This window comes from Kosakonia pseudosacchari (assembly GCF_015167415.1).
GTDB lineage: Bacteria > Pseudomonadota > Gammaproteobacteria > Enterobacterales > Enterobacteriaceae > Kosakonia > Kosakonia pseudosacchari.
The window spans coordinates 3,787,600-3,812,757 of the sequence record NZ_CP063425.1 but is presented as its reverse complement, the minus strand read 5'-3'; the positions used below and the strand labels follow the sequence as shown (position 1 = coordinate 3,812,757).

Below are 25,158 nucleotides of genomic sequence, written 5' to 3'. Positions count from 1 at the left end.
AAGTGTTAAAGGATTACCGTCTGCCAGAGTTCAATAGAGTGACGTCGCCAGCCTGCACCGGCTGGCGAAACGTCCGGGGCTGAAGTGTTAAAGAATGCCGGCCTGGTAGAAGTCCTGCAGGTTGATAGCGCCGACCAGTAAACCGGCCTCATCCACCACCGGAGCGGCGGCAATTTTGCGCTGCATTAAGCGCTCTTTGGCGTCCACGGCGCGGCTACCTGCCTCCAGCGTGATGCCGCCTGGCGTCATCGCCTTATCCACCTGTGCGGTTAGCGCCCCGCCTGACACCAGCCAGCGGCGCAGGTCGCCATCGGTAAATACCCCTTGTACATGACGCTGGTTGTCGCAGACCGCCACCAGGCCCAACCCGGTGCGGCTCAGTTCCAGCATCGCATCCATCACACTGGTGGTCAGTTGCACCTGCGGGATCTGCTCCTCTTTGCGCATCAGATGGTGCACTTTATTGAGCAACCTTGCGCCAAGTGCGCCTGCCGGGTGAGAACGAGCGAAATCCTCTTCATCAAACCCGCGCGCCTGCATTACCGCCATCGCCAGCGCGTCGCCCATCATCAGCGTGTTGACGGTGCTGGAGGTGGGGGCCAGGTGCATCGGACAGGCTTCGCGTTCAACCGAGATATCCAGCACCGCTCGCGCGGCGAGCGCCAGCGGGGAGCGCGGTTTCCCGGTCATCGCCAGCAGGGCAACGGCTTTCTCTTCAAGACGCGGCAGGATCAAATCCAGCTCTTTTGCCGAACCGGAGTAGGAGATAAACAGCATCACGTCGCGGCTTTCGATCATGCCGAGATCGCCATGCAGCGCTTCCGCCGGGTGAACGAAAAACGCCGGTGTGCCGGTGCTGGCAAGCGTTGCGGCAATCTTTTTACCAATATGACCGGATTTGCCGATCCCGGAGACGATGATTTTCCCCTCGCAGCGCAGCACGGTTTCGGCGGCGCGTACAAAGGCATCGCCGAGGCGTTCCGGCAGGCGGCTGGCTTCCTGAAGCTCCAGCAGCAGCGTTTGCCGCCCGGCATTTATCAATGACTCACTCATGTTTTTCTCCGGCAATAATCACTTCGACCCCTTTGGCTTCCAGTGCGGCGCGCACGTCGGCGGCGATCCCGGCATCGGTGATCAGTTTATCGACACTCTCCAGGCTACAGACTACGTTCGGGCTTTTGCGGCCAAATTTGGAGGAATCCGCCATCAGGATCACTTCCCGCGCGGCATTGCACATCGCTTTGCTGACGGTGAACACCTCGTTAAAGGTGGTGACGCCAGCGTTCAGATCGATGCCGTCAGTGCCCATAAACAGCTTGTCGAAACTGAAATGCTCAAAGGCGTTTTCCGCCAGTTGACCGTGGAACGAGGCCGATTTCTTCCGGAAGGTGCCGCCCGGCATCAGGATCGTTTGCTCGTTATCCAGTTCAGAAAGGGCATTAACGATATGCAAACTGTTGGTCATCACCGTGATGTTATTGAAGTGGCTGAGCAGCGGTACCATTTGCAGCACCGTACTGCCCGCATCAAGGATGATTGAATCGCCGTCGTGGATGTAGGTCACTGCCGTTTCGGCAATCAGCCCTTTTTGCACGGTGTTGATAAGCGTCTTGTGATCAATCGGGGGATCGGCTTCATCTTTGTTGAGCACCACGCCGCCATAGGTGCGGATCACCGCGCCGGAATGCTCCAGCGCGACGAGATCTTTCCGTATGGTCGTCCCTGTGGTGTCGAAGTAAGCTGACAGCTCTTCAACAGAACACTTTCCCTGCTTTTGCAGATGCTCAAGAATAGCCGCCTGACGCTGACGTGGTTTCATAGGCGCTGATATCCTGCGTTACGTTGCGAAATGATAATTTCGCAAGCTATTAGCGTTCACAACGAAATTATCAATGTTTCATTTTAAGCGCTAATGATAGAGCATTCTGACAGCCCGGATCATGGGGAAAGATCACATCAGGCTCTAATTCCTCTCTTTTAATCCCTTTCAGATAGTCAATTTTTGTGGGTCGGGCAAAAACGGTAAGACCGCGCATTAACAGGGTGTCGATCACGCGGTCTTGTTGATCAAACGCGACGGCCAGCACCACGCGCGGTTTGAAACGCCCGCCGGAGCGCCCAACACCGACGCGCCCGCGCTGGCACAGCGTATCAAACGCTTTATTAAACTGACGGATTTGCCAGCCACCCAGCGCCATCTGGCAAAGCCAGGCGATAGCGGCAACGGTAATCAGGGCGGAAACCATAGCACTCTCCTTTTAAATCTGGCCCCCGCGCGGAGGGCCATTGAGATCAGAACATCACCTGGCCGCCGGTGACATTAATTGACTGACCGGTACAGTAAGAGGCTTTGGGGCTGGCGTAAAACATCAGCACGTTCAGCACATCCTGGTAGTCGCAGCCGCGTTTGAGCGGCACTTTGTCGATGTAGTATTGCTCCACCTGATCTGCCGCGATGCCCAGTTTGCTGGCATATTGCGGGATAAGTGACTGGAACATTGGCGATTTCAACAAGTTGCCCAGCATCAACGAATGCACGGTAATACCGTACTCCGCCAGATCCAGCGCCAGTGATTGGGTCAGCCCCACGCCGCCGAACTTCGCTGCGCTATAGCCCGAGTTGTGCTTGCTGCCCACTTTGCCGGATTTGGAGTTGATCTGGATGATGCGCCCCTGAATGCCGTCGCGAATCATCAACTTCGCGAACTCGCGTGCGCAGAGGAAATAGCCCACCAGGTTCACCTGCAAAGAACGGTCGAAATCACCGAGCGCAAAGTCGCTGATAAACGCCGCTTTGGCGATACCGGCGCTATAAACCAGCAGATCCACGCGGCCAAAAATTTCATCCACGCCGCGCGCCAGCGCCAGCACGCTGTGCTCGCTGGTGGCGTCCGCGCCAAAGCCGTAGGCCATCCCTTCGCCAAACTCGTTGTTAATCTCCTGGGCGACATTTGCTGCTTTATCACTTTGAATATCCACTACCGCCACGCGGTAACCTTCTGCGGCAAGCCCACGACTAAGGAACGCCCCAAGGGTTTGTCCTCCGCCAATGACAACGGCAACCTGTTTCATACTCTTCTCCTTACGACTTAAGCGACAAATTTCAAAATGCAGCCGGGGGCGATACCGTCCGGCACCGGGCCTGCGACGTGTACCGTTCCTGGGTATTCCGCCTGCGTTTGTCCATCGAAACGCAGGGTGATATGGCCCAGTTCACGCAGATTCTGTTCGGCTACATCGCCCACGGCGGTGACCGGGTAGCGCCGTTCGCCGAGTTCAAACTGCGCGCCGGGTAACAGCGCGCCCGAAAGCGCGCCGTGGTTGTGGATAAAACAGAACTCGGCGACATCCGCAGGCGCGCCTTCGCGGAAGGTGATCAGCATGTTGTCGCTCAGCGCGTCCGGGGCGCTCTCACCGATGTGGGTAATGGTGGTTTGATAAATCACACTCATAAAACACCCCTTATTGATAAATGAAACCGGAGACAAACCAGGCGATCAGCACCGTTGGCGCACCGGTTAAAAAGCGGCTGACCAGTACGGAGGGCACGCCGACGCGCACCGTATCCTGACGCGCTTCCGCAAGCGACAAGCCCACCGGGATGAAGTCGCACGCCGCCTGGGCGTTAATGGCGAACAGCGCGGGCAGGGCGAGATGCGGCGGGATATTGCCGAGGCCGATTTGCACGCCAATCAGCACGCCGATGACTTGTGCAATCACCGCGCCTGGGCCGAGGAAGGGCGACAGCAGCGGGAAGGAGCAGATAAGCGCCAGCGTCACCAGCCCGAGCGGATGGCTGGCAAGCGGCGCGAGGCCATGGGCAATCCAGTCGCCAAGCCCGGAGGCCATGATGATGCCGATCAGCGCCGAGACGAAGGCCATAAACGGCAGAATGGTTTTCAGCACCGTGTCGATAGTGTCGCGCCCGGCCTGGAACAGCACCGCGACCGCCGAGCCCATACCCATGCCGACTTTTGCCAGCAGGCCGTCGCTCTGTTCGGTGATTTTTTTGCTGGTGTCGTAATCCTTTGTCACTGAGCGTTTTGGCGCGGCGGTTGCCGCTTCACCGTGCAGATGGATATTTTCCTCTTTCACGCCAGAGACATAGATATCCTCCAGGATGTACTGCGCCAGCGGGCCGGATTTCCCTGTCGCGTGGATATTCACTGTCGGGATGCGGCGTTTCGGATAGATACCGCAGCGCAGCGTACCGCCACAGTCGATCACCGCGACGCCGATCTCCTCTGCTGGCGGCTCGCCCTCTTTAAAGCCGTCTACCGCCTGCCAGCCGGTGAGTTGCGCCAGCTTGTCGACGATCGCCGGGCGTGTACCGGCGGTGATATAGACGATTTTTTTCTCAGTGCTGGCGTCGATTTCCAGCGGGCCGCCCCAGCCGCCGGTGCCTTTTTCAATCACAATGCGTGTCATGATGTTGCTCCAGCGAGTTGGACTTTTTGTTCAAGCTGAATGCCCATTTTCTTCTCGAAAATGGAGGTCGTCAGGTCGGTTACCCAGCCGCGGAAGAAGTTGGTTACCAGGCCAACCAGCAGGTAGCTCACCGCCAGCGGGCCGAGCGGCAAGCCCAGTGTTGTCAGGCCGTTGGCGATCCCCAGATACACAAACAGCTCGCCGGGGTTGATATGTGGAAACAGGCCATTCATGGAGTGGCAACTGTAGGACGCGGCAGCGTAATAACTGGGTTTGTACTTCTCTGGCATAAAGCGCCCGAGGCTCAGCGTCATGGGGTTGCAGAAGACAAACGTGCCGACGCAGGGCAGCAGTAAATAACGGGCAAGTGGATTGCCCGCGCAGCGCTGGGCAAATTTTTCAATACGATGTTGGCCAATAAAGTTAATCAGCGCGTTCATGATGACCAACAGGCTTATCAGTAGCGGCAAAATACCGGTCACCATGCCGGTGAACACTTCGCCGCCTTTCTGAAACAGCCCGATGAACCATTCGGCACCATGTGTAATGGTCTCCATTGTTCTCTCCTGTAGGGTTGTCGTTTTGTTGTTTAACCGTGCGCTATCATAATCATGATGAAAGGTTGAAATGTGTTATTTAGATCTCGTTATGAAAGAAAAAATGATCATTGTGAAAGTTTTTGCGAAAATGATCGGAATTAAATGAACGCGTAATGGAAGATGAAAAAGTGAAGTGAGATCGCGTGCGCAGGCGTTACGGCGCTTCCTTGTCGGTAGCCAGATGCTTTACCATACTTGCTCCTGGCTGATTCGTTTAAAATGGAAGTCCCATGTTGAAGCGTTGTTACGCAGCATTACTGCCTGCGTTTGTTGTGCTCTGTGCCTGTAGCAGTAAACCCCCGCTTGCTGAAACCCCGCAAACCGCGTCGCCCGCGCCTTCCGGCGGTTTCCTGCTTGAGCCGCAGCACAATGTTCTGATGACCGGCGGCGACTTTGCCAATAACCCGGCGGCGGAGCAGTTCATCAATATGATGGTCAGCAAGCACGGTTTTGACCGCCAGCAACTGCACGAAATTCTTTCGCAGGCCAAACGCCTGGATTACGTGTTGCGCCTGATGGATAAGCAAGCGCCGACGACGGCGGGACCCACCGGGCCGAACGGTGCCTGGCTGCGCTATCGCAAGCAGTTCATCACCCCGGACAACGTGCAAAATGGCGTGGCGTTCTGGAATCAGTATGAAGACGCGCTTAACCGCGCATGGATGGTTTACGGCGTGCCGCCGGAAATTATCGTGGGCATTATCGGCGTGGAAACCCGCTGGGGCCGCGTGATGGGCAAAACGCGTATTCTCGACGGGCTGGCGACCCTGGCCTTCGCTTACCCGCGCCGGGCCGAGTATTTTGCCAGCGAGCTGGAGACGTTTTTGCTGATGGCGCGTGATGAAAGCGATGATCCGCTCGAACTGAAAGGTTCTTTCGCTGGTGCAATGGGCTATGGGCAGTTTATGCCCTCTTCGTACAAGCAATACGCCGTCGATTTCAACGGCGACGGACATATCAACCTGTGGGATCCGGTGGATGCCATTGGCAGCGTGGCGAACTACTTCAAACAGCACGGCTGGGTGAAGGGTGATATCGTCGCGGTGCCGGCGAATGGCCAGGCACCGGGGCTGGAAAATGGCTTTAAAACTAACTACAGCGTCGGGCAACTGGCGGCGGCGGGTTTAACGCCGCAACAGCCGCTGGGCGCGCATCAACAGGCGAGCCTGCTGCGCCTTGATGTCGGCACCGGTTATGAGTACTGGTACGGTCTGCCGAACTTCTTCACTATCACCCGCTATAACCACAGCACACACTACGCGATGGCGGTCTGGCAGCTCGGCCAGGCCGTTTCACTGGCGCGCGTTCGCTGATCCCGCTCCCCTCCTGCGGGAGGGGAATCTGAAACATTTCGATGCACTCCCGTTACGCATAGCGATTTACATACTCATTCATATTGATTATTGTTACGTTATAACATATGAGGTGTGTGAATGATTCCCGTAACGCTGTTTTCCCTTTCCGGCACGATCCGTTTAGTGCTGGCGGCCGCGCTATTAGCGGCGCTTTGGCTCCTGACAAGCTGGGCGGTTGCGCTGCCATGATTGAACTTGATCATTTCGTCGCAGGCTACGATCGCCTTGCGATCACCCCGGCACTGTGCGGCACGCTGGCGCGTGGAAGTATGACGGCGATTGTTGGCGCGAACGGCTGCGGCAAATCGACACTGTTAAAAACGCTGGCCGGATTTTTACCGCCGGTGAGCGGCGTTCTGCGCTGGCAACCGGCGCGGCCAACCATCGGCTGGCTGGCGCAGCGCCACGCGCTGGAATCGCAATTTCCGCTCACCGTGCAGGACGTGGTGAGTATGGGCTGCTGGCCGCGCGTTTCGCTGTTTCGCGGGTTGAACCTCGATGCCCGTAGCCGAATCGCTCAGGGGCTGGAGCGTGTCGGGCTGGCGGCAATGGCGCGCGAGACGATTGATACGCTCTCCGGCGGGCAGTTTCAGCGCATGCTGTTTGCCCGCGTCTGGGTGCAGAACGCACCGCTGGTCATGCTCGACGAGCCGTTTACCGGTATTGATGAAGCCACATCGCAACTGCTGATGGAGCAGATTGTGGACATGCATCGCGCCGGACAAACCATTATTGCCGTGCTGCACGATAGTGAGCGCGTGTCTCGCTACTTCCCGCAAACCTTACGCCTCGACGAACGAGTCGCGCAGTGGGGCGCGACAGCGCCTGTTGCGGCAAAAGATGAGGCGTGCAGCGCATGATCTGGCATCTCTTTTTCCAGCCGTTTATCGAATTTGGTTTTATGCGCCGCGCACTGGTGGTGTGTCTGGCGCTCTCCATCAGCACCACGGCGCTGGGCGTTTTTTTGCTGCTGCGCCGCATGAGCCTGATGGGGGACGCGTTGTCGCACGCCATTCTGCCCGGCGTGGCGGTGGGCTATTTGCTGAGCGGGATGTCGCTGCTGGCGATGAGTATCGGCGGATTTGTCGCCGGTATTACCGTCGCGCTGGTGGCCGGCTGGGTAAGTCGCCGCACTCCGCTTAAAGAGGACGCCAGCTTTGCCGGTTTCTACCTTGGCTCGCTGGCACTCGGCGTCACGCTGGTTTCGCTGCGCGGCTCCAGTGTTGATCTGCTGCATCTGCTGTTTGGTTCGATTCTGGCGGTCGATCGCGACTCGGCGCTGTTTGTCGCGGGTGTGGCCAGCCTGACGCTGCTGGTACTGGCGTTTTGCTATCGCGGCATGGCCAGCGAAGCGTTCGACAGCGCGTTTTTGCAAGTTAATTCGGCGCGTGCGCCGGGTCTGCTGCACGGGCTGTTTCTGGCGTTGCTGGTGCTCAACCTGGTAGCCGGGTTTCAGGTACTCGGCACATTGATGGCCGTGGGCGTGATGATGCTGCCCGCCGTGGCGGCGCGCTGCTGGGCGCGGACATTACCAGGATTATTGCTGCTGGCGGCTGGCATTGGCGCGCTGTGCGCGTGGCTTGGGTTAAGCCTGTCGTGGATGGCGGGGTTGCCCGCCGGACCGGCGATTGTGCTGACTGCCAGTATAGTCTTCTTTTTTTCCATTTTATTCGGCACGCGCAGTGGGCTGGCTCACAGCCTGCGCGCACTTTTAACATAGCAAGGGGAAATGATGAAACGGACAGGGCTTATTCTGGCGCTGGCGCTCGGCCTGGTGGCTCAGGGCGCAATGGCAAAAACGTTAAATGTGGTCGCCAGCTTCTCGATTCTGGGCGATATCACCCGGCAAGTTGGCGGCGATCACGTCAAGGTGACGACGCTGGTGGGGCCGGATGGCGATCCGCACACCTTTGAACCGTCGGCGAAAGACAGCGCTCTGCTTAACAGCGCCGATGTAGTGGTGGTCAACGGCCTGGGGCTCGAAGGCTGGCTGGACCGTCTGGTGAAAGCCTCTGGCTTTAAAGGCCAGCTTGTCGTCGCATCAACTGGCGTTGCAACGCATACGCTGGAAGAAGATGGCGCAACGGTGACCGATCCCCACGCCTGGAACAGTGCGGCGAATGGTGCGCTGTATGCGAAAAATATTCTTGCCGCGCTGGTGAAAGCCGATCCGGCTGACGAAGCCGCGTTGAATGCCTCCGGTCAGCGTTATATCGACCAGTTAAACAAACTGGATAGCTGGGCGAAAGAGCGTTTCAGCGCGGTGCCGCAGGCGAAACGCAAAGTGCTGACCAGCCACGATGCGTTTGGCTACTTTGCTCGCGCTTACGGCGTTGAGTTTATGGCGCCGCAGGGTATCTCCTCTGAAAGCGAGGCCAGCGCCGTGCAGGTGGCTTCGCTTATCAAACAAATCAAAGCTGATGGTGTGAAAGTGTGGTTTATGGAAAACCAACTGGACCCACGGCTGGTGAAGCAAATTGCCAGCGCAACCGGCGCGCAACCGGGCGGCGAGCTTTATCCGGAAGCGTTAAGCGCCAAAGGCGGGGTGGCAGATACCTATCAGAAAGCCTTTCGTCACAACGTCGACACTATCTATAACAGCATGAAGTAACGGGCAATAAACCACGCAGGCCGGCGCTCGCTGGCCTTTTTTCTGAAGCCTCCTCGTAAATTCGCCATCTCATCCCCATCTTTTCACGGAAAGTGGTATCTTCTCCGCCACAGTTTTTAGACGCACGGGAGCCATGATGACGGACAACGAATTAATGCAGCTCAGCGAACGCATCGGGCTGGCGCTTAAGGCGCGCGGCGCAACGCTGACAACGGCGGAATCCTGTACCGGCGGCTGGGTGGCGAAGGTGATCACCGATATCGCTGGCAGTTCCGCCTGGTTTGAACGCGGGTTTGTTACCTACAGTAATGAAGCGAAAGCCCAAATGATTGGCGTACAACCCGCCACGCTGGATGCCCATGGCGCGGTCAGCGAGCAGGTGGTGGTCGAGATGGCGATTGGCGCGCTGAAAGCGGCGCGCGCCGACTATGCCATTTCTATCAGCGGTATCGCCGGGCCAGATGGCGGCAGCGACGAGAAGCCAGTTGGCACCGTCTGGTTTGGTATTGCCTGTGTTAGCGGGGAGGGGATCACGCGCCGTGAATGCTTCCCGGGCGATCGTGAAGCGGTGCGCAGACAGGCCACCGCCTATGCTCTGCAAACCCTTTGGCAACATTTTCTACAAAATGCTTGATACTGTATGACCATACAGTATAATTGCGACAACAGAACAGTAATTCACCGCGGAGCGTAACGCGCTTCACTCTGCATGAAGGAGTAATCATGGCTATCGACGAAAACAAACAAAAGGCGCTTGCAGCCGCACTGGGTCAGATCGAAAAGCAATTCGGTAAAGGCTCCATCATGCGTCTGGGTGAAGACCGTTCCATGGATGTGGAAACCATCTCTACCGGTTCGCTCTCGCTGGATATCGCGTTGGGCGCTGGCGGTTTGCCGATGGGGCGTATCGTCGAGATTTACGGGCCTGAATCTTCAGGTAAAACGACGCTGACCCTGCAAGTCATAGCCGCAGCGCAGCGCGAAGGCAAAACCTGTGCGTTTATCGATGCTGAACACGCGCTGGATCCGGTTTACGCTCGCAAACTGGGCGTTGATATCGACAACCTGCTCTGTTCTCAGCCGGATACCGGTGAACAGGCGCTGGAAATCTGTGACGCGCTGGCGCGCTCCGGTGCGGTTGACGTGCTGGTGGTCGACTCCGTTGCGGCGCTGACGCCGAAAGCGGAAATCGAAGGTGAAATCGGTGACTCTCACATGGGCCTTGCGGCGCGTATGATGAGCCAGGCGATGCGTAAGCTGGCCGGTAACCTGAAACAGTCCAACACGCTGCTGATCTTTATCAACCAGATCCGTATGAAAATTGGCGTAATGTTCGGTAACCCGGAAACCACCACTGGTGGTAACGCGCTGAAATTCTACGCTTCTGTGCGTCTGGATATTCGCCGTATCGGTGCGGTAAAAGAGGGCGATAACGTCGTCGGCAGCGAAACCCGCGTGAAAGTGGTGAAAAACAAAATCGCTGCGCCGTTCAAACAAGCTGAGTTCCAGATCCTCTACGGTGAAGGCATTAACTTCTACGGTGAGCTGGTCGATCTTGGCGTGAAAGAGAAGCTGATTGAGAAAGCGGGCGCCTGGTATAGCTACAACGGCGACAAAATCGGTCAGGGTAAAGCGAACGCAACAACCTGGCTGAAAGAAAACCCGGCTGCAGCGAAAGAGATCGAGAAAAAGCTGCGTGAAATTCTGCTCAGCAATCAAAGTTCCTCCGCTGAATTCACTGCCGATGGCAATGACGAAGACGTTGAAGAGACCAACGAAGATTTCTGATAATCTGAATCGTAATCAAGGGCTGCTGATGCAGCCCTTTTGCTTTTCTATGAACACAGGATCAAGTCATGTCTGATAACCCTTCTCGCCGCTCCGCCGTTTCCCGCCTGCGTGACCGGGCGATGCGGATTCTGGCAATGCGCGATCACAGCGAAAAAGAGTTTCGTCGTAAATTAACCGCGCCAGTAATGAGTAAAAACGGCCCGGAAGAACTGGATATCACGCCGGAAGAGGTCGAAGAGGTCGTTGCGTGGTGTCGGGAGCATAATTTTCTTGATGACATGCGCTTTGTGCACCAGTTTATCGCCAGCCGTGCGCGCAAAGGTTATGGTCCGGCGCGCATTCGGCAGGAATTAAATCAGAAAGGGATCTCGCGAGAAGAGAGCGAAAGCGCGCTACGCGAATGCGATGTCGACTGGGTGGAAAGTGCACGTGCGCAAGCGCAGCGTAAATATGGCGAACCACTACCGACTGAATATGCGGCGAAAGTAAAAGTGCAGCGTTTTTTGCTCTATCGCGGCTTTATGCAGGAAGATATTCAGGAGATATGGCGAAATTTTGCCGACTGAGCGCATACGGGATTTTACTTCGCAGTAAAGAAAACTTATCTTATTCCCACTTTTTCCAGTAGCTGGCGCGTTTTCCATGTATGGCAACGGCCGGTTACCACATTTCGTTAGCTTGATTTCAGGATAATTATGAGCAAGAGCACCGCTGAGATCCGTCAGGCGTTTCTCGATTTTTTCCATAGTAAGGGACATCAGGTAGTTGCCAGCAGCTCCCTGGTACCGAATAACGACCCGACTCTGCTGTTTACCAACGCCGGGATGAACCAGTTCAAGGATGTATTCCTTGGGCTCGACAAACGTAATTATTCCCGCGCTACCACAGCACAGCGTTGCGTTCGTGCCGGTGGTAAACACAACGACCTGGAAAACGTCGGTTACACCGCACGTCATCACACCTTCTTTGAGATGCTGGGCAACTTTAGCTTCGGCGACTACTTCAAACATGATGCTATTCAGTACGCATGGGAACTGCTGACCGGTGAGAACTGGTTTAACCTGCCGAAAGAGCGTCTGTGGGTGACGGTATACGAAACGGACGACGAAGCGTACGAAATCTGGGAAAAAGAAGTGGGCGTGCCGCGCGAGCGCATTATCCGTATTGGTGATAATAAAGGCGCGCCGTATGCTTCTGACAACTTCTGGCAGATGGGCGATACCGGTCCGTGCGGCCCCTGCACCGAGATTTTCTACGATCACGGCGACCACATCTGGGGTGGCCCTCCGGGCAGCCCGCAAGAAGACGGCGACCGCTATATCGAAATCTGGAACATCGTCTTTATGCAGTTCAACCGCCAGGCCGATGGCACCATGGAACCGCTGCCGAAGCCGTCCGTGGATACCGGTATGGGCCTGGAGCGTGTTGCCGCGGTGCTGCAACATGTGAATTCCAACTACGAAATAGACCTGTTCACGAAGCTGATTCAGGCGGTGGCAAACGTGACCGGCGCGACCGATTTGGGTAACAAATCCCTGCGCGTTATCGCTGACCACATCCGTTCCTGCGCCTTCCTGATCGCCGATGGTGTCATTCCGTCGAACGAAAACCGTGGCTATGTGCTGCGTCGTATCATTCGTCGTGCGATTCGTCATGGCAACATGCTGGGCGCGAAGGACACCTTCTTCTATAAACTGGTTGGCCCGCTGATTGAGGTGATGGGTTCCGCTGGTGAAGATCTGCAACGCCAGCAGGCTCAGGTTGAGCAGGTTCTGAAAACCGAAGAAGAGCAGTTTGCGCGTACGCTGGAGCGTGGTCTGGCGCTGCTGGATGAAGAGCTGGCAAAACTGAAAGGCGACACGCTGGACGGCGAAACCGCTTTCCGCCTGTACGACACGTATGGCTTCCCGGTGGATTTAACCGCCGATGTCTGCCGTGAGCGTAACCTGAAGGTTGACGAAGTGGGCTTTGAAGCCGCGATGGAAGAGCAACGCCGTCGCGCGCGCGAATCCAGCGGTTTCGGCGCAGATTACAACGCGATGATCCGCGTTGATAGCGCTTCAGAATTTAAAGGCTATGACCATCTGGAACTGAACGGCAAAGTCACTGCGCTGTTTGTCGACGGCAAGCCGGTGAATGCAATTGCCGCAGGTCAGGAAGCGGTGGTTGTCCTTGATGAGACGCCGTTCTACGCCGAATCTGGCGGCCAGGTGGGCGACAAAGGCGAACTGAAAGGTAATGGCTTTGCCTTTGCCGTACAGGATACGCAGAAATACGGTCAGGCGATTGGTCATCTCGGTAAGTTGAGTAGCGGTTCGCTGAAGGTCGGCGACGGCGTAAAAGCGGAAGTCGATGAAGCGCGCCGTGCGCGTATTCGTCTGAACCACTCTGCAACACACCTGATGCATGCCGCGTTGCGCGATGTGCTCGGTACGCACGTTGCGCAGAAAGGATCTCTGGTGAACGACAAAGCGTTGCGCTTTGACTTCTCCCATTTTGAAGCCATGAAGCCATCGGAAATCCGTGCGGTAGAAGATCTGGTGAACGCGCAAATTCGCCGTAACTTGCCGATCGAGACCAACATCATGGATCTGGAGGCGGCGAAAGCGAATGGCGCAATGGCGCTGTTTGGCGAGAAATACGAAGATCGCGTGCGCGTGCTGCGTATGGGTGATTTCTCGACTGAACTTTGTGGCGGTACACATGCTTCCCGTACTGGCGATATTGGTCTGTTCCGCATTGTGTCTGAATCCGGCACGGCGGCAGGCGTACGTCGTATCGAGGCCGTTACCGGTGAAGGCGCGATTGCCAGCCTGCATGCGCAGAGTGACCAACTGCATGAGGTCGCGCAGTTGCTGAAAGGCGACAACCAGAACCTTGGCGATAAAGTGCGTGCTGTTATCGAACGTACTCGCCAGCTGGAAAAAGAGTTGCAGCAACTGAAAGAGCAGGCGGCAGCGCAGGAGAGCGCTAGCCTGTCCGGTAAAGCTATCGATCTTAACGGCGTAAAACTGCTGGTTAGCGAACTGGCCGGCGTCGAGCCGAAAATGCTGCGTACCATGGTAGACGATTTGAAAAACCAACTGGGCGCTTCAGTGATTGTGCTTGCCACCGTGGCAGAAGGAAAAGTTTCCCTGATTGCGGGTGTGTCGAAGGACGTGACCGACCGTGTGAAAGCAGGGGAATTGATTGGTATGGTTGCCCAGCAGGTCGGGGGTAAAGGTGGCGGACGTCCGGATATGGCGCAAGCCGGTGGTACTGACGCAGCCGCGCTGCCTGCCGCTCTCGCCAGTGTAAAAGACTGGGTAAGCGCTAAACTGTCATAATTACAAAGCGAAAGCAGACGCCATAACCTTGCGGTTATGGCGTTGTTGCCACTACGCTATTGATAACGATAAAGTCAGGTTGAAGTCTTGTATATCGGCTAAACTTAGGTTTAACAGAATGTAATGCCGTGACTGCTTACACTTAGGTGTTTGTCATCGCTTACTTTTTGGCGTTATATGATGGATAATGCCGGGATACAGAGAGACCCGACTCTTTTAATCTTTCAAGGAGCAAAGAATGCTGATTCTGACTCGTCGAGTTGGTGAAACCCTCATGATTGGGGATGAGGTCACTGTGACTGTATTAGGGGTTAAGGGTAACCAGGTTCGTATCGGCGTTAACGCCCCTAAAGAAGTTTCCGTTCACCGTGAAGAGATCTACCAGCGTATCCAGGCTGAAAAGTCACAGCAGTCGAACTACTGATGCTATTATCGCGTCTCGCTGTTTCCCGGCGAGACGCAACACCTCCTCCTGATTTTCCCCTCACTACGTTTCCTTTTTATTTCAGACTTGCTGTTTTTCCCTGTTATCCGCATGTTGAGAGGGAATGTCTTTGCCATTTTTCTACAGCGAAACGGCAGAATTTCTGCTGATAAAACATCCTTTTTGGCCTTTTTGCAGGCTAATTGCCTGCGAAGTGTGCAAACGATTCAGGGGCTGGAAAAAGTGTTTGACTTATAAGTCCCAGAAAGTAATATGTGCGCCACGCAGCGACGATGAGCCCTTAACAAGTTCTTCGAAGCACTCGAAAGAGGCGCGTGTGGTGAGGTGGCCGAGAGGCTGAAGGCGCTCCCCTGCTAAGGGAGTATGCGGTCAAAAGCTGCATCCGGGGTTCGAATCCCCGCCTCACCGCCATTTTGCATCCGTAGCTCAGCTGGATAGAGTACTCGGCTACGAACCGAGCGGTCGGAGGTTCGAATCCTCCCGGATGCACCATCTTGCTCAGTGTGGCGAGGTAACGCAGCACTGAATCAGCGTTGTAAAGTAAGTTTTCCGATGCATCCGTAGCTCAGCTGGATAGAGTACTCGGCTACGAACCGAGCGGTCGGAGGTTCGAATCCTCCCGGATGCACCATTCTTGCTCAGTACGCCGATGTTATGCAGACTAAATCTGTGTAGTAAATAGCATTTCCCGATGCATCCGTAGCTCAGCTGGATAGAGTACTCGGCTACGAACCGAGCGGTCGGAGGTTCGAATCCTCCCGGATGCACCATCTTCTTGATACCCTGGCCTATTCATTCTTCAGTTCTGGCAGGCAGCATTGCTGGAATCAGAAGGGACAGCGCTGCTTCAGCGATACTCTGAAGGCGCGGCAAGGCCGGATTATCTCCCCGGGTTTGTTTGGTCATGACGTTCTGAATCTGTGTTGTAAATAGCATTTCCTGATGCATCCGTAGCTCAGCTGGATAGAGTACTCGGCTACGAACCGAGCGGTCGGAGGTTCGAATCCTCCCGGATGCACCATCTTCTGCGATACCCCAGTCGATTTATTCTCTCAGGTTTAGTGCATATTTCTGCTGATACCGGCAAGAATAGCGCTGCCCCGGCAAATATCCCGCAAGCTAAGCAAAGCGATTCTCCAGACCGCGTCAATTCCGCAAAACACAAAACGTCATCTTACCGGTTACCCCGCCAAAATCATGCGTAACACTATGCTTCTCACTCGCTGGCAGCGACAAAAATCACTGTTTACGTTAAAGTAACTGTTTGTTATCCGCTTTGTGAGAACATGATGTACGAACGTTACGCTGGTCTGATTTTCGATATGGATGGCACTATTCTTGATACAGAGCCAACTCACCGTAAAGCCTGGCATGAAGTGCTCGGGCGTTATGGGATGCGTTTTGACGAACAGGCGATGATTGGGCTTAACGGCTCTCCAACCTGGCGTATCGCGCAATCCATCATTGAGGCCAACCAGGGCGATCTCGATCCTCATCTGTTGGCTCAGGAAAAAACGGCGGCTGTAAAAGCGATGCTGCTGGATTCTGTTCGTCCATTACCGCTTATCGAGGTGGTGAAAGCGTGGCATGGTCGTCGTCCAATGTCTGTAGGAACGGGCAGCGAAAGCGCGATTGCGGAAGCGCTGCTGGCACACCTTGGGCTGCGGGGGTACTTTGACGCCGTTATCGCAGCCGATCATGTTAAACATCACAAACCCGCGCCCGATACTTTCCTGCTTTGCGCGCAAAGCATGGGAGTGGAACCGACGCAATGCATCGTTTTCGAAGATGCAGATTTTGGGCTTCAGGCGGCGCGTGCAGCCGGTATGGATGTCGTGGACGTACGCTTATTGTGAGCGACACACTGTCGCTGTTATCACTGTTTTCCAGCAGCTTTCTCAGCGCCACGCTGTTGCCTGGCAATTCTGAGGTCGTGCTGGTTGCAATGTTAATTTCTCACGTTAGCCAGCCCTGGCTTCTTGTTGTAATAGCAACAATGGGTAATAGCCTTGGAGGGCTGACTAACGTTATTCTTGGGCGTTTCTTCCCGCAGCGTAAAACATCGCGCTGGCAGGAAAAAGCGACTAACTGGCTTAAACGATACGGCGCGGCAGCGCTGTTATTAAGCTGGGTGCCTGTTATAGGCGACTTACTGTGCCTGCTGGCAGGATGGATGCGCTTGTCGTGGGGGCCGGTAGTAATTTTTTTATGCCTTGGAAAAGCGTTGCGCTATCTGGCGATCGCCTTTGTAACGCTGCAGGGTATGACGTGGTGGCACTAATTGGACTGAGTGAGTGACCTTTAATCGTCAACCATTACAATTATGCTTAATGAAATGATTATGACAGGCGGGAGGTCAATTTGATCCCGGACGTATCACAGGCGCTGTCCTGGCTGGAAAAACATCCTCAAGCTCTGAAGGGGATACAACGCGGTCTTGAGCGTGAAACGCTGCGCGTAAATGCGGATGGCTCTCTGGCAACTACGGGTCATGCGGCTGCGCTTGGCTCAGCACTGACCCATAAATGGATCACCACCGATTTTGCTGAAGCGCTGCTGGAATTTATCACTCCGGTGGATGGCGATATCGATCATATGCTGACCATTATGCGCGATATTCACCGCTACACTGCGCGCCAGATTGGTGACGAACGCATGTGGCCGTTGAGCATGCCGTGCTATATCAAGGATGGCCAGGATATTGAGCTGGCGCAGTATGGCACGTCCAATATTGGTCGTTTGAAAACGCTCTACCGCGAAGGGCTGAAAAATCGCTATGGCGCGCTGATGCAAACCATTTCCGGCGTGCATTACAATTTCTCGCTGCCGATGGCTTTCTGGGAAGCGAAAAGCGGCAGTACGGATAAAGAAGCGGTGTCGGACGGTTATTTCCGCCTCATTCGCAATTACTACCGGTTTGGTTGGGTGATCCCGTATCTGTTTGGCGCTTCACCAGCAATTTGCTCATCGTTCCTGCAAGGGAAACCGACAACGCTGCCGTTTGAGAAAACACCGCACGGTATGTACTACTTGCCGTATGCGACCTCATTACGCCTGAGCGACCTCGGGTACACCAATAAATCGCAAAGTAATCTCGGCATTACCTTCAATAACCTACACGATTACGTCGTGGCGTTGAAGCGCGCAATCAAAACGCCTTCTGAGGAATACGCCAAAATTGGTCTGAAAAAAGATGGCAAATACTTACAGATCAACACCAATATTCTGCAGATTGAAAACGAGCTGTATGCGCCTATTCGCCCGAAACGTGTGACCCGTAGTGGCGAAACACCATCGGATGCGTTGCTGCGTGGCGGCATTGAGTACATCGAAGTTCGTTCTCTGGATATCAATCCGTTCACCGCCATTGGCGTTGACGAGCAGCAGGTGCGCTTCCTCGATCTGTTTATGGTCTGGTGTGTGCTGGCCGATGCGCCAGAAATGAGCAGCGATGAATTGCTCTGCACCCGTACGAACTGGAATCGCGTGATTCTGGAAGGGCGTAAACCCGGTTTGACGCTCGGAATGGGCTGTGAAACCGCACAGTTCCCGCTCGCGCAAGTCGGTAAGGATCTGTTTAGTGATCTGAAACGAGTAGCGCAGACGCTGGATGGCGTGTACGGTGGCAGTGAGTACGAAAAAGTGTGCGACCAGTTGGTTGCCAGCTTCGACGATCCGGAATTGACATTCTCTGCGCGCATTCTGCGCTCAATGATTGATAATGGTATTGGCGGCACGGGGAAAGCGCTGGGCGATCAGTACCGTTCGCAGCTGCGTGAAGAGCCACTGGAAATTTTGCTTGAGGAAGATTTTATCGCCGAGCGCAAAGCGTCGCTGGTGCGTCAGGCAGAGGTTGAAGCCGGAGATTCGGAGTCATTCGAGGCGTTACTCGCGCGTCACGCCTGATACAAAAGAAAAAGGCCACATCTCTGTGGCCAAAATTTCATCTCTGAAGATCAGGGATGATGATAACAAATGCGCGTCTTTCATATACTCAGACTCGCACGGGAAAAAAGAGTTCATTTTATTTTTAAAAAATCACTGTCGGAGGTGACTAAATGCCATTATTGGATAGCTTCACTGTCGATCATACCCGTATGGAAGCGCCCGCAGTCCGTGTTGCCAAGACTATGGACACGCCGCACGGCGACACCATTACCGTATTCGACCTGCGTTTCTGCGTACCGAACAAAGAAGTGATGCCGGAAAAAGGTATCCATACGCTGGAGCATCTGTTCGCCGGTTTTATGCGTAACCACCTCAACGGCAACGGCGTTGAGATTATCGATATCTCTCCGATGGGTTGCCGCACCGGTTTCTACATGAGCCTGATCGGTGCGCCGGACGAGCAGCGCGTCGCCGATGCCTGGAAAGCGGCGATGGCAGATGTCCTGAAAGTAAAAGAGCAGAATCAGATCCCGGAACTGAACATCTATCAGTGCGGGACATACCAAATGCACTCTCTGGAAGAAGCGCAAGAGATCGCGCGTCACATCCTCGATCGTGATGTGCGCGTTAACAGCAACGAAGAACTCGCCCTGCCGAAAGAGAAATTGCAGGAACTGCACATCTAGTTTCCCATGCCGCCTTTCTGCCCGGAAGGCGGCATTATTATTTTATCCGCTCCCTTTTGTATTCTATTTATTCATCGGAAATATAGTATTTCATTATTTATAATGAAATTATGATGCGCCAATAATATCCATTAAAGTCACAGGGCTTCTTGTTGTTATTTAAATCACGGCATGATAGTTTTCACCCCTGTTGTTATTTGACGGATATTTCACGTTTAATTTGTTTTTTCACTGAATGTAATTCAGTGAAAAAATATGCCTGAATGATGAGGATATTATGCGGCGTTCACATTTTTATCTTTTATGTCTCTCCTTCGTTTTACCTTTTACGTTAACGGGTTGTGTTAAATCAACGGTGCCCTCCGTGGTAAAGGATGCGCCGCAGAAACAGCAGGCGCAGCAATGTTACGAGCTTCTGACCGCCTTAAAAGGTCTGGATAATTCTGCATTTGAAACTTACAAACAGCAATTTAATACGATTAATAAAAGCTATGAAGTCTACAAGCGAAATCGACCGATAATTGATAAGAATTCTGCGGAAATAATGAAATCCGAAATTGATAGTAAGATTGAAGTGGTTTGCTCGCGCGTGCGCAGCGCGGTATTCACTAATATGTCCAGTCGCGCAAATGCACTGAAACAGTTATGAGAAAACTACTTTATTCCTCTGCTGTGCTGCTATCGGCTATATCATCCTTAGCCACCAGCGCTGAGCCTGCCTCATTACTCGATCGTCTGAACGATGAGCACATAATATCAGCCGAACCGCAGTCTCCGTTTACGGCTGATCATGGCAGTGCAGGCTCGGTTGCTACGTCTTCATCACATGCTGCTGTTAAACAGCAGGCTGTGCCAAAAAATGCGTCGAGTGAGCAAGAAATCAGGTTACTGAAACGCCAACTCGCGGCGTTACGGCGTGAGGCAGAAGCACTGCGCAAAAAACAGACTACAGCAACGTCCGTACAGCCAAAAAATAACGCAGGCAATGATAACAAACAGCCACCGCCTGTCATTAGCAGTGAAAACAAGCAGCTACAACAACAGCTGCAGGCCAGCGAGAAGCAGCTTGCTGCTGCGAATAGCAAGCGCGAAGAGGCAAATCATTACCTTGATGCTGCCGCGAAAAAGATGAGTGAGCAGGCACTGCGTATTACGACGTTGATAAATGAGTTACAGCAGCGCAGCGAAGAGAAAACGCAGGCAGAGCAGCAACTGGCGGAGGCGAAAAAGCAGGGGGCGGAGCTCAGCGCGAAGCTGCAACAGGCGGCAGCAAAAACCGCCGAACAGGAAAAACAGCTTGTCGATGCGAATACAAAGCGCGACGAGATAACCAGCCAGCTCACAGCCGCGAAAAAAGAGAGTAGTGGGCAGGCGTCGCACATCGCCACGCTGGAAGCATCGCTGAAACAGCGCAGCGAAGAGAAAACGCAGGCAGAGCAGCAACTGGCGGAGGCGAAAAAGCAGGGGGCGGAGCTCAGCGCGAAGCTGCAACAGGCGGCAGCAAAAACCGCCGAACAGGAAAAACAGCTTGCCGATGCGAATACAAAGCGCGACGAGATAACCAGCCAGCTCACTGCTGTTACGAAAGAGAGTAGTGAGCAGTCATCGCACATCGCCACGCTGGAAGCATCGCTGAAACAGCGCAGCGAAGAGAAAGCGCAGGCAGAACTACAACTGGCAGAGGTGAAAAACCAGGGAGCGGAGCTCAGCGCGAAGCTGCAACAGGCGACCTCGAAAACCACAGAACAGGAAAAACTGCTTACCGATGCGAACAAAAAGCGCGACGAGGTAACCAGCCAGCTCGCTGCCGCCACCAAACAAGCAGCAGATCAGGCAGCGCATATCGCCGCGCTGGAAGCGAAATTAAAACAGAGCGGCGAAGAGAAGGCGCAAATGGAACAGCAACTCGCTGCTGCGAAGCGTGCGCCAACTGCGGAGGAAAAGGGAGCGAGTAAAGCGAATTCACCGGCATTCTCGCTGGCGGCGGATAAGTCCGAACTTGCGCGCGTGAACTATGCCTGGGGTGTCTGGTTTGCGGCAAAAGTTCAGCTTGAAAGCGAAATGCTGAAAGATATTGGGCAACAATTTAAGCCGCAGGCTTTTCTGCAAGGCTTGCAGGATAAATTTGCAGGCAGCCTGCAAATGCCGAATACCGATCTTGAAAAGGTCCTCAGTACTCTCAACAAGCAGGTAGACGATGCGCGGCAACGTGAAATAACCCGGAACAAGAAGCAAGGGCAGCAGTTGCTGGCCGACGCGGCGAAGCTAAAGGGTGCGGTGCGGGCGGATAACGGCGTGGTCTATTTGGTTGAAAAACGTGGGCCGGGTGCCGCTATTGGTGATAGCGATGTCATCCGTTTCAAAGTGGACGAGAAGGTCAGCTCCGGGCAGGTTCTTGCACAGAACGAAGTCAATACGGCGCGAGTGAGCGAACTGCCGATGGTGATGCGTGCTGGCGTAAAAAAACTGGTCGTGGGCGGCAGAGTGAAGATTTATGTTCCCACCGAATTGGCTTACGGCGAGGAAGGTATACCTGGCGCGGTACCGCCCGGCGTGACTTCCGTGATGACGCTGGAAGTTCTCGGTATTGAGAAGTAAAACAAGCCATTAAAAAAATCGCCTCCTGATGGAGGCGATTTGCTTTTCAGGTTAATGCGCGCCGCCGCCGCCGCCGCCCGCACCAAAGGGCGGTTTGGCAAACCACACCAGCCCCAGCAAGATCAGGAACACCCCCGCAGAGAACCAGAAAATCTCATTAGCGGAGATAATCAGCCCCTGGTTGGTTATCTGCTGTGCTATCCAGCCGGAAGCCTGTTGCTGCGACATGCCCATTCCCTGCAACTGGTTATAGATCTCCTGCGAGTTCGGGTTGTACGGGTTGACCGACTCCGTAAGCTGCGCATGGTGCATCGATTCCCGGTTCGTCCACAGCGTCGTGGTGATAGAGGTCCCGATGGAGCCCGCCAGCGTACGCGCGAAGTTCGACAGGCTCGACGCCGCCGCCAGTCGCTCTGGTGGCAAACCGGAAAGGGTGATGGTCGTCAGCGGCATAAAGAAGCACGCCACCGCGAAACCCTGAATGAACTGCGGCCACGCCGAAGCGCCAAAATCCATGCCCGGCTCGAAGGTATAGGCGCGCCAGTAGAAGCACACCGCATACATAATAAAACTGAACGTCACCAGACGGCGCATATCCAGCTTATGTGCGAAGCGGCCAATAATTGGCGACAGCAGAACCGGGATCACGCCAACCGGCGCGGAAGCCAGCCCCGCCCAGGTCGCGGTGTAGCCATACACTTCCTGCAACAACTGCGGTAACAATACAATCGCGCCGAAATAGAGCATATAGGCAAGGCTGATACACAAGCAGCCGATGGTAAAGTTGCGCGACTTAAACAGCGACAGATCGACAATCGGGTTATCGTCAGTCAACTCCCACACCACCAGGAAGCTTATCGACACCACGGCGACAATCGTCAGCACGATGATCTCCGTCGAGTTAAACCAGTCGAGCTCTTTACCCTGGTCGAGCATCACTTGCAGGCTACCGATACCGACGATCAGCAGCGCCAGCCCCACACCGTCAATGCGCCGCTGCTCGGTACGCGTTTCGCGCCCACGCAGGCTTTGTAAGGTCAGCAACACCACCAGCGCACCGATTGGTACGTTGATAAAGAAGATCCAACCCCAGTGGTAGTTATCGCTGATATAACCGCCGAGGATCGGCCCGCAAATGGGGGCGACGATCACCGTCATTGACCACAGCGCCAGCGCGATAGAACGCTTGGCAGGCGGATAGTTGCTGAGCAACAAACTCTGCGACAGCGGGATCAGCGGCCCGGCGACAATCCCCTGGATCACGCGAAAGAAAATAAGCATCCCCAGGCTGCTGGAGACGCCGCATGCCCAGGAGGCGATAGCGAAGGCGACGGTAGACCAGAGAAACAGCTTCACTTCCCCAACGCGTTTCGCCAGCCAGCCGGTGATCGGAATCGAGATGGCGTTCGCCACCCCGAACGAGGTGATCACCCAGGTCCCCTGGCTCAGTGAGGAGCCAAGGTTACCGGCAATAGTCGGAATAGCAACGTTAGCGATGGTCGAGTCCAGCACCTGCATGAAGGTCGCAAGCGACAACGCAATGGTCATAATGACCAGCTGCGCGCCTTCCAGCGGTTTCTGTTGCATTGCACTCACCTCAGATTAACCGGCGTTGGCTTTCACGATGTTTTCGATCAACGTGTTGACCGGCTCAAGGCTGATTTCCCGGGCGTTGCTTTCATAAGCCGGGCTGGTGCGCACCTGGCTTGCCAGCACCTGACCTTCGCGATCGGCGGTATCCACTTTCACCAGCGTGGAAAGGCCAATACGCAGCGGATGATCGGCGAGCTGTTTTGCATCCAGCTCAATACGTACCGGCAGACGCTGAACCACTTTGATCCAGTTACCGGTGGCGTTTTGCGCGGGCAGCAGCGAGAACGCACTGCCGGTGCCCATATCCAGACCGACCACTTTACCGGTGTACTTCACTTCATCACCGTAAATGTCGCTGATGATGGTGGCATCCTGGCCAATGCGCATATGCGCAAGCTGCGTCTCTTTAAAGTTGGCATCCACCCACAGGTTGCTGGCCGGAACTACTGCCATCAGCGGTGTTGAGGTGGTGATCTGCGCGCCAGGCTGCACGGCGCGGCGAGAAACGTAGCCGGTAATCGGGCTAACAATTTTCGTGCGTTGCAGCGCCAGCCAGCTATTGCGGACTTCCGTTGCCGCCTGTTTGACCGCCGGTTGATCTTCCAGCGGCGTATCCAGCACGATGGCCTGGTTAGCGTTGTATTGCTGAATGGCGACATCCAGCTCTGCTTGTGCGCTGGCCACGGCGTCACGGGCGTGTTGCAGCTCTTCGCGACCAATCAGGTTGGCACTGCCGAGCGGCACGCGGCGGTTAAAATCGCTCTGCGCCTGAGCGAGGGCGGTTTTTTTCAGCTCAATGCTCGCCTGCAACTGTTTGCTGTTGATGATTGACTGGCGGGTCTGGCGAACGCTGCTTGCCAGCGCGGTTTGTGCTTTTTCAAACGCCTGTTGCGCATCTGTCGCGTCCAGCGTGACCAGCACATCGCCCTGTTTAACAAAATCGGTGTTATCGGCCCAGACTTTCGTCACGCTGCCGGACACCTGCGCCATAATTTGCACCTGGTTCCCTGCCACGTACGCGTCATCGGTCTCCTCGAAGTGACGCAGTACCAAAAACCAATAAATCCCGTATGCCACGGCAATAACAATAAAGAGCAAGGTCAGCAGAAGAAGGGCGTTTTTACGTTTGCCTTTCTTTTTGACCGGTTGCTGCGGGGTTTGACTCTCCGCATTTGCGCTCATGCTTTTCTCCACGATCTTCTTATTTTCATCCCGGCAAATGCCGGCCTGTTTTTGCCAAAAAAGCCAGTAGATACTGGCTTTTCAGTATTCTTATATCCTGGATATTCGAGCGTCTTATCGCGTTAGCGCAACGCCTCGAGAATGACGTCGTCCTCTTCCATCTGGTCGAGACGCGTCAGGAGTTTTCGGGTGATATGCTCAAGCTGATCTTTTTCGCTAACGCTCAGCGAAGACCAGAGTTGATGCAGGCAATTATGCTGCGGGGGCAGAACCTGGCGCAGGAACTCGTGACCTTTCTCGGTCAGTTGCAGGTGCAGACAGCGGCGATCGTTATCGCTTTCGCGACGCTCAATCCAGCCGCGCTTTTCCAGCTCATCGGCAATGCGTGTCGCATTGGTACGGGATGATCCCAGCGCGCTACTCAGTTCAGAAGGCTGAATACTGTGGTTTTCCTGGGATTCCAGGGTGATCAGCGCCATAAACAACGTCTCGTTAATGCCCTGCGCTTTCAGCATCTTATTGCGGTTTTCCAGCAGCTTACCCTGCATATGCATACAAAGGCGGGTTAACAGAATTTCCTGAAACGGGAAATCTTCATAGCGGCTGGCGCGAAACTTAAGCATTTGTTCAATGGGCGTAAACGAACTATCCATTTG

General features: G+C 54.7%; 25 protein-coding genes and 5 tRNA genes. 20 read left to right on the top strand and 10 right to left on the bottom strand.

The window, feature by feature from the left end; genetic code table 11:
• Positions 1-87: 87 nt before the first annotated feature.
• The 7 genes from gutQ to srlA all read right to left on the bottom strand — a co-directional run bounded on the left by gutQ (position 88) and on the right by srlA (position 4,985).
• Entirely contained in the window at positions 88-1,053 is a 966-nt protein-coding gene (gutQ, locus tag IP581_RS18025) for an arabinose-5-phosphate isomerase GutQ (protein WP_097401486.1), read from the bottom strand.
• The gene (gene srlR, locus IP581_RS18020; RefSeq protein WP_097401485.1) at positions 1,046-1,819 is read right to left on the bottom strand and encodes a glucitol operon DNA-binding transcriptional repressor SrlR; all 774 of its coding nucleotides are present in this window, start codon (positions 1,817-1,819) and stop codon (positions 1,046-1,048) included. The genes gutQ and srlR overlap by 8 nt, the downstream gene beginning before the upstream one ends.
• 70 nt (positions 1,820-1,889) lie before the next feature.
• Positions 1,890-2,246: a transcriptional regulator GutM gene (gene gutM, locus IP581_RS18015; RefSeq protein ID WP_097401484.1), complete on the bottom strand. Its 357-nt coding sequence runs from the start codon at positions 2,244-2,246 to the stop codon at positions 1,890-1,892.
• A gap of 46 nt (positions 2,247-2,292) precedes the next feature.
• The gene (srlD, locus tag IP581_RS18010) at positions 2,293-3,072 is read right to left on the bottom strand and encodes a sorbitol-6-phosphate dehydrogenase (RefSeq protein ID WP_193821038.1); all 780 of its coding nucleotides are present in this window, start codon (positions 3,070-3,072) and stop codon (positions 2,293-2,295) included.
• 17 nt (positions 3,073-3,089) lie between these two features.
• On the bottom strand, positions 3,090-3,452 hold the full coding sequence (gene srlB, locus IP581_RS18005) for a PTS glucitol/sorbitol transporter subunit IIA (RefSeq protein WP_097401482.1): 363 nt from the start codon (positions 3,450-3,452) through the stop codon (positions 3,090-3,092).
• Between the two features lie 10 nt (positions 3,453-3,462).
• On the bottom strand, positions 3,463-4,428 hold the full coding sequence (gene srlE, locus IP581_RS18000) for a PTS glucitol/sorbitol transporter subunit IIB (RefSeq protein ID WP_193821037.1): 966 nt from the start codon (positions 4,426-4,428) through the stop codon (positions 3,463-3,465).
• On the bottom strand, positions 4,425-4,985 hold the full coding sequence (gene srlA / locus IP581_RS17995) for a PTS glucitol/sorbitol transporter subunit IIC (protein ID WP_017459307.1): 561 nt from the start codon (positions 4,983-4,985) through the stop codon (positions 4,425-4,427). Before srlA ends, srlE begins: the two co-directional genes overlap by 4 nt.
• 272 nt (positions 4,986-5,257) lie before the next feature.
• Between srlA and mltB the strand changes: the two genes are divergently transcribed.
• The 20 genes from mltB (at position 5,258) to IP581_RS17895 (ending at position 21,727) form a co-directional block, all read left to right on the top strand.
• Complete coding sequence (mltB, locus tag IP581_RS17990; RefSeq protein ID WP_020454928.1) at positions 5,258-6,340, top strand: lytic murein transglycosylase B; 1,083 nt, start codon at positions 5,258-5,260, stop codon at positions 6,338-6,340.
• Between the two features lie 227 nt (positions 6,341-6,567).
• Positions 6,568-7,242 carry a metal ABC transporter ATP-binding protein gene (locus IP581_RS17985; protein ID WP_193821036.1) on the top strand — a complete coding sequence of 225 codons (675 nt, stop codon included), beginning with the start codon at positions 6,568-6,570 and terminating at the stop codon, positions 7,240-7,242.
• Positions 7,239-8,102: a metal ABC transporter permease gene (locus IP581_RS17980; protein WP_193821035.1), complete on the top strand. Its 864-nt coding sequence runs from the start codon at positions 7,239-7,241 to the stop codon at positions 8,100-8,102. The genes IP581_RS17985 and IP581_RS17980 overlap by 4 nt, the downstream gene beginning before the upstream one ends.
• Positions 8,103-8,114: 12 nt before the next feature.
• The gene (locus tag IP581_RS17975; protein WP_193822719.1) at positions 8,115-8,993 is read left to right on the top strand and encodes a metal ABC transporter substrate-binding protein; all 879 of its coding nucleotides are present in this window, start codon (positions 8,115-8,117) and stop codon (positions 8,991-8,993) included.
• A 136-nt stretch (positions 8,994-9,129) separates the two neighbouring features.
• Positions 9,130-9,627 (top strand): nicotinamide-nucleotide amidase, encoded by a 498-nt coding sequence (gene pncC / locus IP581_RS17970; protein WP_193822718.1) that lies wholly within the window; start codon positions 9,130-9,132, stop codon positions 9,625-9,627.
• 89 nt (positions 9,628-9,716) lie between these two features.
• Positions 9,717-10,781 carry a recombinase RecA gene (gene recA, locus IP581_RS17965; RefSeq protein ID WP_020454923.1) on the top strand — a complete coding sequence of 355 codons (1,065 nt, stop codon included), beginning with the start codon at positions 9,717-9,719 and terminating at the stop codon, positions 10,779-10,781.
• A gap of 68 nt (positions 10,782-10,849) precedes the next feature.
• The gene (recX, locus tag IP581_RS17960) at positions 10,850-11,350 is read left to right on the top strand and encodes a recombination regulator RecX (protein ID WP_193821034.1); all 501 of its coding nucleotides are present in this window, start codon (positions 10,850-10,852) and stop codon (positions 11,348-11,350) included.
• Between the two features lie 129 nt (positions 11,351-11,479).
• Positions 11,480-14,110 (top strand): alanine--tRNA ligase, encoded by a 2,631-nt coding sequence (gene alaS / locus IP581_RS17955; protein ID WP_193821033.1) that lies wholly within the window; start codon positions 11,480-11,482, stop codon positions 14,108-14,110.
• 238 nt (positions 14,111-14,348) lie between these two features.
• Entirely contained in the window at positions 14,349-14,534 is a 186-nt protein-coding gene (gene csrA, locus IP581_RS17950) for a carbon storage regulator CsrA (RefSeq protein WP_007370562.1), read from the top strand.
• A gap of 339 nt (positions 14,535-14,873) precedes the next feature.
• A tRNA-Ser gene (locus tag IP581_RS17945) sits at positions 14,874-14,966 on the top strand.
• Between the two features lie 4 nt (positions 14,967-14,970).
• Positions 14,971-15,047, top strand: a tRNA-Arg gene (locus IP581_RS17940).
• A 62-nt stretch (positions 15,048-15,109) separates the two neighbouring features.
• Positions 15,110-15,186 (top strand) — tRNA-Arg (locus IP581_RS17935).
• A gap of 62 nt (positions 15,187-15,248) precedes the next feature.
• Positions 15,249-15,325 (top strand) — tRNA-Arg (locus IP581_RS17930).
• Between the two features lie 174 nt (positions 15,326-15,499).
• Positions 15,500-15,576, top strand: a tRNA-Arg gene (locus IP581_RS17925).
• 268 nt (positions 15,577-15,844) lie between these two features.
• On the top strand, positions 15,845-16,411 hold the full coding sequence (yqaB, locus tag IP581_RS17920; protein WP_086873705.1) for a fructose-1-phosphate/6-phosphogluconate phosphatase: 567 nt from the start codon (positions 15,845-15,847) through the stop codon (positions 16,409-16,411).
• Positions 16,408-16,836: a YqaA family protein gene (locus IP581_RS17915; RefSeq protein WP_086873706.1), complete on the top strand. Its 429-nt coding sequence runs from the start codon at positions 16,408-16,410 to the stop codon at positions 16,834-16,836. Before yqaB ends, IP581_RS17915 begins: the two co-directional genes overlap by 4 nt.
• Before the next feature lie 80 nt (positions 16,837-16,916).
• Positions 16,917-18,461: a glutamate--cysteine ligase gene (gshA, locus tag IP581_RS17910; protein WP_193821032.1), complete on the top strand. Its 1,545-nt coding sequence runs from the start codon at positions 16,917-16,919 to the stop codon at positions 18,459-18,461.
• Positions 18,462-18,613: 152 nt separating this feature from the next.
• The gene (luxS, locus tag IP581_RS17905) at positions 18,614-19,129 is read left to right on the top strand and encodes an S-ribosylhomocysteine lyase (protein WP_086873708.1); all 516 of its coding nucleotides are present in this window, start codon (positions 18,614-18,616) and stop codon (positions 19,127-19,129) included.
• 364 nt (positions 19,130-19,493) lie between these two features.
• A complete protein-coding gene (locus IP581_RS17900; RefSeq protein ID WP_086873709.1) occupies positions 19,494-19,778 on the top strand; it encodes a hypothetical protein in 285 nt (94 codons plus the stop codon).
• A 200-nt stretch (positions 19,779-19,978) separates the two neighbouring features.
• A complete protein-coding gene (locus IP581_RS17895) occupies positions 19,979-21,727 on the top strand; it encodes an FKBP-type peptidyl-prolyl cis-trans isomerase N-terminal domain-containing protein (RefSeq protein WP_193821031.1) in 1,749 nt (582 codons plus the stop codon).
• Between the two features lie 51 nt (positions 21,728-21,778).
• Here IP581_RS17895 and emrB read toward each other — a convergent pair whose 3' ends face one another.
• The 3 genes from emrB to mprA are packed head-to-tail and all read right to left on the bottom strand — an operon-like array spanning position 21,779 to position 25,155.
• Positions 21,779-23,314 (bottom strand): multidrug efflux MFS transporter permease subunit EmrB, encoded by a 1,536-nt coding sequence (gene emrB / locus IP581_RS17890; RefSeq protein ID WP_020454913.1) that lies wholly within the window; start codon positions 23,312-23,314, stop codon positions 21,779-21,781.
• Between the two features lie 15 nt (positions 23,315-23,329).
• Entirely contained in the window at positions 23,330-24,574 is a 1,245-nt protein-coding gene (gene emrA, locus IP581_RS17885) for a multidrug efflux MFS transporter periplasmic adaptor subunit EmrA (protein WP_303740893.1), read from the bottom strand.
• Positions 24,575-24,624: 50 nt separating this feature from the next.
• Entirely contained in the window at positions 24,625-25,155 is a 531-nt protein-coding gene (gene mprA / locus IP581_RS17880) for a transcriptional repressor MprA (RefSeq protein ID WP_097401877.1), read from the bottom strand.
• Between the last annotated feature and the right edge of the window lie 3 nt (positions 25,156-25,158).

Bases quoted from the DNA above. Each gene is read 5' to 3' on its own strand.
- gutQ (WP_097401486.1), bottom strand. From the start codon at position 1,053: ATGAGTGAGTCATTGATAAATGCCGGGCGGCAAACGCTGCTGCTGGAG.
- srlR (WP_097401485.1), bottom strand. From the start codon at position 1,819: ATGAAACCACGTCAGCGTCAGGCGGCTATTCTTGAGCATCTGCAAAAG.
- gutM (WP_097401484.1), bottom strand. From the start codon at position 2,246: ATGGTTTCCGCCCTGATTACCGTTGCCGCTATCGCCTGGCTTTGCCAG.
- srlD (WP_193821038.1), bottom strand. From the start codon at position 3,072: ATGAAACAGGTTGCCGTTGTCATTGGCGGAGGACAAACCCTTGGGGCG.
- srlB (WP_097401482.1), bottom strand. From the start codon at position 3,452: ATGAGTGTGATTTATCAAACCACCATTACCCACATCGGTGAGAGCGCC.
- srlE (WP_193821037.1), bottom strand. From the start codon at position 4,428: ATGACACGCATTGTGATTGAAAAAGGCACCGGCGGCTGGGGCGGCCCG.
- srlA (WP_017459307.1), bottom strand. From the start codon at position 4,985: ATGGAGACCATTACACATGGTGCCGAATGGTTCATCGGGCTGTTTCAG.
- mltB (WP_020454928.1), top strand. From the start codon at position 5,258: ATGTTGAAGCGTTGTTACGCAGCATTACTGCCTGCGTTTGTTGTGCTC.
- IP581_RS17985 (WP_193821036.1), top strand. From the start codon at position 6,568: ATGATTGAACTTGATCATTTCGTCGCAGGCTACGATCGCCTTGCGATC.
- IP581_RS17980 (WP_193821035.1), top strand. From the start codon at position 7,239: ATGATCTGGCATCTCTTTTTCCAGCCGTTTATCGAATTTGGTTTTATG.
- IP581_RS17975 (WP_193822719.1), top strand. From the start codon at position 8,115: ATGAAACGGACAGGGCTTATTCTGGCGCTGGCGCTCGGCCTGGTGGCT.
- pncC (WP_193822718.1), top strand. From the start codon at position 9,130: ATGACGGACAACGAATTAATGCAGCTCAGCGAACGCATCGGGCTGGCG.
- recA (WP_020454923.1), top strand. From the start codon at position 9,717: ATGGCTATCGACGAAAACAAACAAAAGGCGCTTGCAGCCGCACTGGGT.
- recX (WP_193821034.1), top strand. From the start codon at position 10,850: ATGTCTGATAACCCTTCTCGCCGCTCCGCCGTTTCCCGCCTGCGTGAC.
- alaS (WP_193821033.1), top strand. From the start codon at position 11,480: ATGAGCAAGAGCACCGCTGAGATCCGTCAGGCGTTTCTCGATTTTTTC.
- csrA (WP_007370562.1), top strand. From the start codon at position 14,349: ATGCTGATTCTGACTCGTCGAGTTGGTGAAACCCTCATGATTGGGGAT.
- yqaB (WP_086873705.1), top strand. From the start codon at position 15,845: ATGTACGAACGTTACGCTGGTCTGATTTTCGATATGGATGGCACTATT.
- luxS (WP_086873708.1), top strand. From the start codon at position 18,614: ATGCCATTATTGGATAGCTTCACTGTCGATCATACCCGTATGGAAGCG.
- emrB (WP_020454913.1), bottom strand. From the start codon at position 23,314: ATGCAACAGAAACCGCTGGAAGGCGCGCAGCTGGTCATTATGACCATT.
- mprA (WP_097401877.1), bottom strand. From the start codon at position 25,155: ATGGATAGTTCGTTTACGCCCATTGAACAAATGCTTAAGTTTCGCGCC.